Source organism: Methylobacterium guangdongense (assembly GCF_038442355.1).
GTDB lineage: Bacteria > Pseudomonadota > Alphaproteobacteria > Rhizobiales > Beijerinckiaceae > Methylobacterium > Methylobacterium guangdongense.
The window spans coordinates 179,433-189,698 of the sequence record NZ_JBBXMX010000011.1 but is presented as its reverse complement, the minus strand read 5'-3'; the positions used below and the strand labels follow the sequence as shown (position 1 = coordinate 189,698).

Annotated in this window: 13 protein-coding genes; 9 read left to right on the top strand and 4 right to left on the bottom strand. The window is 69.7% G+C overall.

The window, feature by feature from the left end; all coding sequences use genetic code 11:
- Positions 1 to 551 precede the first annotated feature (551 nt).
- Together AAHG09_RS20710 and AAHG09_RS20705 are read right to left on the bottom strand one after the other, a co-directional pair.
- Entirely contained in the window at positions 552 to 800 is a 249-nt protein-coding gene (locus tag AAHG09_RS20710; RefSeq protein ID WP_342109376.1) for a Flp family type IVb pilin, read from the bottom strand.
- A gap of 201 nt (positions 801 to 1,001) precedes the next feature.
- On the bottom strand, positions 1,002 to 1,289 hold the full coding sequence (locus tag AAHG09_RS20705; RefSeq protein WP_342109375.1) for a DUF3072 domain-containing protein: 288 nt from the start codon (positions 1,287 to 1,289) through the stop codon (positions 1,002 to 1,004).
- A 187-nt stretch (positions 1,290 to 1,476) separates the two neighbouring features.
- On the opposite strand from AAHG09_RS20705, the gene AAHG09_RS20700 reads away from it, so the two are divergent.
- From AAHG09_RS20700 to AAHG09_RS20670, 7 genes are all read left to right on the top strand, one after another.
- Entirely contained in the window at positions 1,477 to 2,028 is a 552-nt protein-coding gene (locus AAHG09_RS20700; RefSeq protein ID WP_342109374.1) for a gluconokinase, read from the top strand.
- The gene (locus tag AAHG09_RS20695) at positions 2,025 to 2,846 is read left to right on the top strand and encodes a Cof-type HAD-IIB family hydrolase (protein WP_342109373.1); all 822 of its coding nucleotides are present in this window, start codon (positions 2,025 to 2,027) and stop codon (positions 2,844 to 2,846) included. The genes AAHG09_RS20700 and AAHG09_RS20695 overlap by 4 nt, the downstream gene beginning before the upstream one ends.
- A gap of 178 nt (positions 2,847 to 3,024) precedes the next feature.
- Entirely contained in the window at positions 3,025 to 3,990 is a 966-nt protein-coding gene (locus AAHG09_RS20690; RefSeq protein WP_342109372.1) for a lytic transglycosylase domain-containing protein, read from the top strand.
- Positions 3,991 to 4,319: 329 nt separating this feature from the next.
- On the top strand, positions 4,320 to 5,204 hold the full coding sequence (locus AAHG09_RS20685) for a helix-turn-helix transcriptional regulator (RefSeq protein WP_342109371.1): 885 nt from the start codon (positions 4,320 to 4,322) through the stop codon (positions 5,202 to 5,204).
- 270 nt (positions 5,205 to 5,474) lie between these two features.
- Positions 5,475 to 6,326: a serine O-acetyltransferase gene (cysE, locus tag AAHG09_RS20680; RefSeq protein ID WP_342109370.1), complete on the top strand. Its 852-nt coding sequence runs from the start codon at positions 5,475 to 5,477 to the stop codon at positions 6,324 to 6,326.
- Between the two features lie 89 nt (positions 6,327 to 6,415).
- Entirely contained in the window at positions 6,416 to 6,631 is a 216-nt protein-coding gene (locus AAHG09_RS20675) for a DUF3126 family protein (protein ID WP_007565940.1), read from the top strand.
- Positions 6,632 to 6,756: 125 nt separating this feature from the next.
- Complete coding sequence (locus AAHG09_RS20670; RefSeq protein WP_342109369.1) at positions 6,757 to 7,086, top strand: DUF6949 family protein; 330 nt, start codon at positions 6,757 to 6,759, stop codon at positions 7,084 to 7,086.
- Between the two features lie 4 nt (positions 7,087 to 7,090).
- Here the strand turns inward: AAHG09_RS20670 and AAHG09_RS20665 are convergent, their stop codons facing one another.
- A complete protein-coding gene (locus tag AAHG09_RS20665; RefSeq protein ID WP_342109368.1) occupies positions 7,091 to 7,798 on the bottom strand; it encodes a transglutaminase-like cysteine peptidase in 708 nt (235 codons plus the stop codon).
- A gap of 316 nt (positions 7,799 to 8,114) precedes the next feature.
- Between AAHG09_RS20665 and AAHG09_RS20660 the strand changes: the two genes are divergently transcribed.
- The gene (locus AAHG09_RS20660) at positions 8,115 to 8,372 is read left to right on the top strand and encodes a hypothetical protein (RefSeq protein WP_342109367.1); all 258 of its coding nucleotides are present in this window, start codon (positions 8,115 to 8,117) and stop codon (positions 8,370 to 8,372) included.
- A 241-nt stretch (positions 8,373 to 8,613) separates the two neighbouring features.
- Here the strand turns inward: AAHG09_RS20660 and AAHG09_RS20655 are convergent, their stop codons facing one another.
- Positions 8,614 to 9,300, bottom strand: a complete 687-nt coding sequence (locus AAHG09_RS20655; protein WP_342109366.1) for a transglutaminase-like cysteine peptidase — start codon at positions 9,298 to 9,300, stop codon at positions 8,614 to 8,616.
- A gap of 252 nt (positions 9,301 to 9,552) precedes the next feature.
- Here AAHG09_RS20655 and AAHG09_RS20650 point away from each other — a divergent pair, with 252 nt between their 5' ends.
- Positions 9,553 to 10,128: a c-type cytochrome, methanol metabolism-related gene (locus AAHG09_RS20650; RefSeq protein ID WP_342109365.1), complete on the top strand. Its 576-nt coding sequence runs from the start codon at positions 9,553 to 9,555 to the stop codon at positions 10,126 to 10,128.
- Positions 10,129 to 10,266 lie beyond the last annotated feature (138 nt).

The following is a 10,266-nucleotide window of genomic DNA, read 5'->3' as shown; positions in this document are numbered from 1 at the left end:
CCTCGACCACCGCGGGATTGACGTCGATGATCTCGTAGCGGGTCAGCAGGCCGCCATCGGCGGTGGCCACCTCCGCCCCCGCCTGGATCGCACTCGCCGTCGGACCCGCCGCAGGCAGGTACGTGCAGCCTGACATCGCCGCGGCGGCGAGCAGGGCGAGGGGAAGAGTTCGCATCCAGATGTTGTCCATCGGTATTGCCGAGCCCGTGCCTAGCCCATGGCGGCCCAAGTGTCCGTAGCGGGTGCGCCACACTCCGCCCGGGACGGCTGAAGTTGCGGTTTCATCCTCGCTAAGCACAGCTTTTTCGGGGCAGGTGAACAAACAGCGCGGTGTATCGTGCAGAACGTGTCGCGCCGGGATCGATCCGGATCCCGCGCGCCGGATCGTCCGGCCCGACAACGGACCGGATGCAATCGCCCGATGGGTTTGGAAAATCCCCTGCCGGAACGGAAGCGGATCGCGACTGGAGACGAGAATGCGGGCGCCGATCCCGCTCGGCGGGCAGGCCCGTCGATGGGTTGCCGATCGTCCCGGACGATCGGCAGGCCGCTCAGTTGCCCTGACCGACCGCGGTGCTGATCTGGTTGTAAACGCCGCCCATCCGGTTGACGTAGACGCGGATGCTTCCAGCCGCGACCAGGAAGATCAGGGAGCCGATCAGTGCATATTCGATGGCCGTAGAGCCCCGCTTGTCGCGGACGAACCGTGCCATACCGACGGCCGACGCATCCGCGCCGCTCGCGGGAATCCCGGATTGCGGGACCCTGTTCTCCGCGCTGCCGCCGTTCGGGTCATGCATGGTTGAAACCGCCCTTCCACCTCGCCCCGCCAATTCGGCGGACAGCGCGGCCCGACAGAGGTTCTAACCGGTCGGCGATTTCTGCGATCTTAATGTAGTCTTCGAAACAGCCTCGTTCTTACTGGTCGATCGAGAATATCCCCAAGCGAAGCCTCCGTACGAAACAGGGCGCCCCCGTCGATACGGGAGCGCCCGGGCCGGTCAGGCGTGTCCGGCCTTGTGCCGGAGATCGTCGATGCGCTTCGAGGCTTCGGCCTTATCGAGGTCGGGATCGAACGCCTTGGGCTCCTTCGCCTCCTCCGACAGGGTCTTCAGGTAGGAGGCCTGAGCGCCGGTCATCGGCTCGCCGCCGGTGGTCCACTGGTCGGGATCCTTGATCTGGTTGGAGACGTCCTTGGGATCGGTCTTCGGATTCGCTTCGGGCGACGAGGCCTTGGCATCCGACTTCGCGTCCGACTTCGCAGGCGCCTTCGCGGTTGACTGGGACATGGTCGATTTGTTCCTGAAATGTTCCGACTTCCCGAAGGCAACGCGTGGCCCGGCGCGCAGTTCCGGCAAAGCGTCGGGACGGTTGCCTTATCCCCGACCTTTCCATCCCGTCCGCCAATCCTATTGATGACCCTGGCGTCCGGGGCGGCGCCGGGGGCGTCGCGAGGTCCGGATGAGGTCGCAAGGGATGACAGGGCACGGGACCGGACCGGCAGCGTCCGACGCGCGGGTGCTCATCGTGATGGGCGTCTCGGGGTCGGGGAAGAGCACCGTCGCGGCGCTGATCGCGGAGCGCCTGGGCTGGACCTTCATCGACGGCGACAGCTTCCACAGCCCGGAGAACGTGGCGAAGATGCATGCGGGGCACGCCCTGGACGACACGGACCGCGCCCCCTGGCTGGCGCGGATCGGGGCCTGGATCCAGGCGCGGCTGGAGGCCGGGGAGTCGGCGGTGGTGGTGTGCTCGGCCCTGCGCCGGGCCTACCGGGACAGCCTGACCCACGGGAGCCGCCGGGTGCGGCTCGTCTACCTCGAGGGGGACAGGGCCTTGATCGCCGGGCGCCTCGCCGAGCGCCACGGGCACTTCATGTCGCCCCTCCTCCTCGAGAGCCAGTTCGCGACGCTGGAAGCCCCAGGCCCCGACGAGCACCCGATCACCGTCGGGATCGCGGACCCGCCCGCCGTGATCGCGGAGCGCGTCGTGGCGTGTCTCGAGGCGGACAGTGGAGCGAACCGATGACGGCGCAACCCGGCAAGGCTTCCGGCATCGCCCTGGTGATCTCGGATGTCGACGGCACCCTGGTGACGACCGACAAGCGCCTCACCGCCGCCACGGTCGCGGCCGTGGGCCGGCTGCGGGCCGCCGGGATCGGCTTCAGCATCGCCTCGGCCCGGCCGCCGGTCGGGCTGCGGGGGCTCGCGGCCGAACTCGGCCTCGACCTGCCGATGGGCGCGTTCAACGGCGCCAGCGTGGTGCGGCCCGACCTGTCCACCATCGAGGAGCGGACCATCCCCGAACCGGCCGCCCGGGAGGCCCTCGACCGGATGCTGGCCGAGGGGCTCGACGTCTGGGTGTTCGCGCGCGGGGCGTGGTGCCTGCGCGATCCGCACGGGCCCTACACCGACCTCGAGCGCCGGACGATCGGCGCCGAGCCCCGGGTGGTGGCCGATCTCGGCACGCTCATGGGCGAAGCCGGCAAGATCGTCGGCGTGAGCCGCGACCACGCCCACTTGGCGGATTGCGAGGCGCGGATCGGGGCGGCGCTCGCCGACGGGGCCACCGTCCACCGCTCTCAGCCCTACTATCTCGACGTCACGCCGCCCCATCTCGACAAGGGCCGGTTCGTCGCCTGGATGAGCACGCATCTCGGGATCCCGCCGGAGCGGATCGCGACCTTCGGGGATGCCGGCAACGACCGCCCGATGTTCGCCCGCAGCGGCTTCTCGGTGGCGATGGGCAACGCCGAGGACGCCGTGAAGGCCGCGGCCAGCGCCGTCACCGATGGCAACGACGCGGACGGCTTCGCCCACGGCGTCGAACGCTTCATTCTTCCTTAACGGCCCGTCTGCCGAAGTGCGGATCACGTCGGCGGCGCATCCCCGGCGAATGTCTCCGGCCTGTGTCCGGCGGAGCACAGGGGGCCTCCGCCCACAGGTTGCCGAAGCGGGGCCGCTTTCCGGCCTCATTTGCCCGCGACCTAGCTTGACCACAGAACAAGCAGCACCGGGTCTCGGAATGCATCGCCTTCTCCTGGCCGCCTCCCTCGCGGTCGTGCCTGCCGCCGCCTTCGGGCAGGCGCACGACAACATCGACGCGTTGATCGAGCAGCAGGCCAAGGCGAACGGCGTTCCGGCGAGCTTCGTGCACGCGGTGGTCAAGCGCGAGAGCAACTACAATCCGCGCGCCAAGGGCGGCAGCGCGCTCGGCCTCATGCAGATCAAGCACGCGACCGCCCGCAGCCTCGGCTATACCGGCGACGCCGCAGGTCTGTACGACCCGGCGACGAACCTCCGCTACGGCGTGGCCTATCTCGCGGGGGCCTACCGCACCGCTCAGGGCAACCTCAGCCAAGCCTATCAGTACTACAACCGGGGCTATTATTACGCCGCCAAGCGCCAGGGCATCTCCACCGAGGTCGCCTCCGTGGTGGCGCCGGTCGCCGCCTCGGCCAGCGCCCTGGCGAGCCTGTTCGGCGGCGGCGCCGCGGATGCCAGGACCGCCCCCGCGGCCCTGGCCTACGCCCCCACCGCCGCGGCCGTCGCGGCGCCGACCGAGACGGTCGAGGTGCCCCTGCCCCCGCGTCGTCCGGCGGCCCTTGCGGGCACGATCCAGTTTGCCAGCCTGTCGGTCGAGCCGACCGCCGCTGCCGCTGCCGCCCCGGTGGCGCAGGCCGCCCCGATCACGCAGGTCGACGCCGTTGAGGTCCCGCTGCCGCCGCGCCGGCCGGCCGGATTCGGATCGGCCGCCACCGTCGAGCTCGCGGAACTTCGCCTCTCGCCCAAGGCCGAGCCGATGGCCGAGCCGATGGCCGAGCCGGCCGCCCAGATGACCCTTGCCGCCGCGTCGGTGCCCGTCACCGAGGCGGTGGAGGTGCCGCTGCCGCCGCGCCGCCCGACCAGCCAGATGCTGGCCGCGGCCGCGCCGCGCCGCGCACCGGCCACAGCCACCGTCCAGGAGGCCGTCGCGCTCCCGGTCGACTAGGACCGCCGGGCCTGCGTGCGTTCGGAACGGGCATCGGAATGGGCCCCTGCCCACACAAGGATCATGCTCAAGCCTTGACCATCGGGACGTTCCGCAACACATAGGCGCCACGCCAGCAGCGTGGTTGGGCCGGCGCGGCACAGACCTACGGCCGGTCGCAGCGGCCGGGCACGGGCGGCGCAACACAGATCTTCTGGGCAGGATACGCGGATCTTCGCGCGCAGGCTTGGACAGCGTTTGTCCGAACCGTCGTGCGCGACCGATCTTGAAGCGGCGGGCATGCAGGGCACGGACTCTGCTTTCGAGCTGGCAGGAAAGCGGACGGCGCCATGACCGGCGTGTTAGAACAGGAATCGCTCTTTCTCACGGACCTCGGGCGCCGCGTCAGGCACGCGCGCACCGTGCGCGGACTGTCGCGCAAGGTCCTGTCGCAGACCTCCGGTCTGTCCGAGCGCTACATCGCGCAGCTGGAGGGCGGCCAGGGCAACGTCTCGATCATCCTGCTGCGGCGGGTCGCCAACGCCATGGGCGTGCGGCTCGACGACCTGATCACCGGTAACGACGCCCAGCCCGACTGGCCGCTGATCCGCGATCTCCTCAGCCACGCGAGCCCGGCGCAGGTCGCGGCCGCCAAGCAGGCGCTGTCCGGCGGCAGCCGGCCCGAGGCCGGAGACCGCCCGCGTGTCGCGCTGATCGGCCTGCGCGGCGCCGGCAAGTCGACGCTCGGCAAGCTCGCGGCCGAGCGGCTGGGCTGGACCTTCGTGGAATTGAACGCCGAGATCGAGCGGGAGAACGCGCTCTCGGTGCGGGAGATCTTCGCGATCTACGGCCAGGAGGGCTACCGGCGCCTGGAACAGGCGGCCCTGCGCCGCCTGACCGAGCATCCGGGGCCGCTGATCCTGGCGACGAGCGGCGGCATCGTGGCCGAGCCGCTGACCTACGATCTGCTGCTCCAGGCCTTCTACACGATCTGGATGCGTGCCCGGCCGGAGGAGCACATGAGCCGCGTGCGCGAGCAGGGCCACCTCGCCACCACGGGCGACCACGCCTCGGCGATGCAGGAGCTGCGCGCCGTGCTGGCGAGCCGCGAGCCGCTCTACGCCCGCGCCTCCGCCACGGTGGACACCTCCAACATCCCGATCCAGACGATGCTCGACCGGCTGACCTCGGCCATCGAGACGCGCTTCGGGCAGGCGGTCTCGCCGGCCGGGTGACAGCCATGCCGGCGACGCAGGTCCCCGACCGCGCCAGCCCTTGATCGCTGCCCCGCGGCGCCCCACGCTTAGGCGGATCTTGAAAGGTCCTGGTTTCAAAAGGTCTGTGACCTTTTGCGGGTGCAGGGCAGCGCCCTGCTGTCGGGCCCTGCCCGGCGTCGGGCTTCGCACCGACGCCCCGCCGAAGGGATGATCCCTTTGGAATCCCGCGACCGGAGATCGGTCGGTGATCCGCCGCCCAGGAACCTTTTTTCACTTGGAGGCTCGGACATGAGCGCCAGTCCTGTCCGCAACGCGGAGTCCCGCGATCTCGCGATCCTCGATCCCGTCTGGTCGCGGTTGCGCACCGAGGCGGAGGACCTGCTGCACACCGAGCCCCAGCTCGCCTCGTTCATCGTGGCGACGATCCTGAACCACACCACCCTCGAAGGGGCGGTCGCCCACCGGGTCGCGGCCCGGCTCGGGCACCCGTCGCTGCCGGCCGAGCTGATCGCCCATGCCTTCTACGAGGCGATTTCGGCCGATCCCGACATCGGGCAGGCGTTCCGGGCCGATATCGGCGCCGTGATCGATCGCGATCCCGCGACGCTCCGCGCCCTCGAACCCGTTCTCTACTTCAAGGGCTTCCACGCGCTGCAGGCCTACCGCCTCGCCCACCACGTCTGGAACCGCGGCCGGCGCGACCTCGCCCTCTACCTCCAGAGCCGCGTCTCGGAGGTGTTCCAGTGCGACATCCACCCGGCCGCGCGGATCGGCCGGGGCGTGTTCCTGGACCACGCCACCGGGCTCGTGGTCGGCTCGACCGCGGTGATCGAGGACGACGTCTCGATCCTGCACGCCGTGACGCTCGGCGGCACCGGCAAGCAGCGCGGCGACCGCCACCCCAAGATCCGCCGCGGCGTCATGATCGGCGCCGGCGCCAAGATCCTCGGCAACATCGAGGTCGGGGCCTGCGCCCGGGTCGCGGCAGGCTCGGTGGTGCTGCGGCCGGTCCCGCCCAACACCACGGTGGTGGGCGTCCCCGCCCGCGTCGTCGGCACCGCGGGCTGCGACGATCCGGCCCGGGCCATGGACCAGCTCGTCGCGCTGGACCAGTTCATCCACCTGGGCGACGGCATCTGAACCGGCCTATCGTGCTTGCCGCTCCGTCCCCGGCGTGGCAAGCCCCAGCCCTATCCGCGGCGCCTGCGCCGCCAGGGAGACCCAACAGCGTGACCAAAGCCGAAACCGCGAAGCTCCAGGACTACCTGCGCCGCAAGTTCGCCAACAACAACATCCGCCTGACGGCGATGAAGACCGGCGATTCCGCCGAGGTGTTCATCGGCGAGGAGTCGATCGGCGTGATCGCCGACGACAAGGAAGACGGCGACGATTCCTTCGTGTTCCGGATGGCGATCCTGGATATCGACCTCGAAGAGGAAGCCTGAACCACAGGGCGAATTGGTTCCGCCGGGATCGACCTGTGCATGGGTTAACGCTAACCGGCGGTCTTGCTTAACACGCGGTAAATGGCGTGGCTAAACTGCGCGCGACCTGTAAAGGAGCGCGAATAATGGTTTTCACGCCTGCCGCCCTCGATTCGATCCGGACGCTGTGCATCGGCCTCGCGCTCTCGGGGCTGATCGCCACTGCATTCGAGCTGTTCGCGGCCCGGCGGGCGAGCTTCAGCCTGCTGCAGTCCGGCGGCCTTCCGGCGGTGGCCGCCCTGCCGATGCTGGCCTTCTCGGCCCCCTTCATCATCCTGCGCAACACCGTGCGCGGCCGGCGGATCGAGGGCCGGCCGATGCCGTTCGTGATGCTCGCCACGGTGATCGCCTGCGGCTGGGGCCTGCTTTCGGGCCGGGTCGCCCTCGACCTCGCGGCGATGCTGGTCGGCGCCTGACCCCTCAGGGTTCGGCGGTCGCCACCTGGGCGGCGCCGTCCTTACCCTCCAGGGAGACCCAAGCCGGGCCGTCCTGGCCGGCGCGCTTGATGAAGCTGTAGCCGGTGCGCCGCCAGGGGCGGATCGCGTCGGTCTTGTTGTCGAGGATGACGTCGCCCTGGTCGGTGCGCACCGTGAGCACCGCATGGCCCTCGTTGATCTCGTCGATCACCACGGTCATCAGCAGGGCGCGCCGGGGCAGGCCGCGCTCCACCAGCATCCGCCGCTTCAGGAGCTGGTAATCCTCGCAATCGCCCGACCCGTCATCGGGGAAGTCCCAGCGATCGACGACGCCCCAATGCGCCTGATCGGTGATCGGCCGGATGCGCGCGTTGACCCGCCGGTTCACGCTGAGCAGCGTCCGCCAGACCGCCACGGTCAGCGGGATCACGCGGGGCTCGGCGGGATCGACCGTGCATTCCTCGGGCACCCGCGTGCAGAACTCGGTCCAGCCCGCGATCGCGCGGACGGCGCCGGTCGGCTCCTCCACGGAGGCCTCGCCGGGGAGGACGAGACGCGCATGGGCATGGGTGGTCGCGCCGCTCAGCGTCAGGATGAGGCCGATCAGGGCGAAACTCGCCGCCTGCCGGCCCCGGCGTACCGCGCCGGTCCAACCCCGCCACCGCAGGGACTCGAACGCCTGAGACGTGAATCCGACATCCGCGTGCCGCATGGTCCAAGCCCCGCCGCCCGATGATGACGGAAAGGTGACACGGCCTTCGGCGACGCACAATGGGCTGAAGCGGGCAAAGAAACGGCTGCGCAGCGCATTGGTTCCGCAGGATGTCGATTTTTCTCCGCAAAACGCCGCAGATCCGCATGCACTGCGCGAATACCCGTTCTGCGGGGCTCTGGAAGTGCTTGATTCGCGTCAGCTTTGCCGGCTTGTCAAAGGGCGCCCGCGCGGTGGATTCGCGGCGGGTTCTCAGCTTCGCAAAAGATCGGCCAGTCCCCGAGACTTCGGCCGCAGCCAGGACAAGGACACCGTTATGCAGCCCGCCATCCAGCAGGTGATCAGAGCGCTCGCCGAGGATGGTCGGGCCGGCGCGATCCAGATCGCCGAGCACGCGGTCAGCGCCTACCTCGCCGATGCGCCGAGCGAAGGCGACCGGACCCTGTCGCGGGACATCCTGGTGCGCGACCTCGCGAGCCTGCGGGGCATCGCGCCCCATCTCGCCGGGTTCATCGGCCGTGTCGAGGCCTACGTGGCGAGCCTCGCGCAGCCCTCGCTGAGCCGCGCCGCCTGAACGAAAACGGCCATCCAACACACGACCTCATCCTGAGGTGCCGGAGCGCAGCGGAGGCCTCGAAGGAGCCCTCCAGAAGCCGCCGTGATGTCTGGAACCCTCCTTCGAGGCCCGCTGACGCGGGCACCTCAGGATGGGGGGGTTGGTCAGGAGTGCACGATCGACCGGCGGTGCACTGCGCCGAGCCTTTGCATCGGCGCTGACCCTAGCGTCGATCCGCCAGCGGACCCGGCGATAGGCGTCAGCGGTTCGCGGTGGTGACGGGGGATGTGACGCCGCCGAGCGATACCCAGGCGACCGCATCCTGGCTCTCGCGCTTGATGAACACGTAGCCGGTCCTGTGCCAGGGCAGGATCGCGCTGGTCTTGTTGTCGAGCACCAGATCGCCCCGGTCGGTGATCAGGGTCAGCACCGCGTGGCCCTCGCCCTTCTCGTCGATCACCACGGTCATGCGCATCGCCCGGCGCGGCAGGCCGGCCTGGACCAGCAGGTGGCGCTTGAGCAGCTGGAAATCCTCGCAGTCGCCGATGCCGTCCTCGGCCAGATCCCAGCGATCGGCCACGTGCAGGTGGTCCTGATCGGTCATCGGCTCGACGGCCTTGTTGACCCGGCGGTTGACCGACACGATCGTCGCCCAGGTGGCGGGCGTCAGGCTGATGCGGGCGGGCTCGGTCCGGTCCACCGCGCACTCGGCCGCGTAGGACTGGCAGAACGTCACCCACGCCGCGATCGGCTTCGCATCGCCCTGCACCCGGGCACCGACATCGGCGGGAAGGCTCGCCAGCGTCTGAGCCTCGGCCGTGGCGGCGAGGCCGGCGAGGCCGAACACCGCGAGGGCCAGACCGCAGACGGCACGGCGGCCGCGGGAGAGCCGACGCGATGCAGAGCCGGACACCTGCCCCTGCACCTTGGAAACCGCGAACCGCATCGCCGTGTCTCAACCGTTAAGCTCTCGTTAACGAAAGCTCTCACGCCGGCGGCCCGGCGGCAATCCGCCGATTAACAAAAGGTTAACGCTGTGCGCAACGCGGATAAGGCAACCGATCGGCGGGAGGTGCGGGGCGGCGTTGGAAACAGCGCGAAATCGTGATGGGGCCGCCGCGGGCCCGACGCGGCCAAGTCCCGTTGTATCGGTACCGCACCCGCGCGAGGACGCCTGTGGGCGGCAGGAGGAACGCCCATGCGGTGCGCGAACGGAGTGACCGGACTGTTTCTGGCCGGACTTGTTGCAGGCTCGCTCTCGACAATCCCGGCCCGTGCGGCTCCCCCCGCCGCACCGTCCACCGCCGCGGGCTCGGCGGACCTGAAGAGCGATGGCCCGACCCAGCCCGCGAAGGTCCAGGACGGCCAGTACACGGACAAGAACGGCGACCCGACCTACCACATCACCGACGACGGCAAGAAGGTCGATTGGTACACCATGTCCGGATACCTCCGGTACAACGCCAATTGCATCGTCTGCCACGGGCCGGACGGCATGGGCTCGACCTACGCGCCCTCCCTGGTCGATGCTCTCAAGGGCATGGACTACGCGCACTTCGCCGGCATCATCGTCGGCGGCAAGAAGGACGTGAACGCCGCCCAGGAGCTGGTCATGCCGGCCTTCGGCGATAATCGGAACGTCATGTGCTACATGCCGGACATCTACACCTACCTGCGCGCCCGCTCGGACGGGGCGCTGGGCCGCAACCGGCCCCCGGAGCACGAGCCCAAGCCCGCTGCCTTCGAGAAGGCGGAGGATGCCTGCATGAAGTGACGCCGCCCGCGCAACATCCAGTCATGTATGGCGGAACCCCCCCCCCCGTTGCGCGGATCGGTTGCGCACGACATACTCACCCCGTGAGACTGAAGAGCGGGCAGCAAGCCCGCCGAGGGGGTCCGCAGGGGGTGAGAC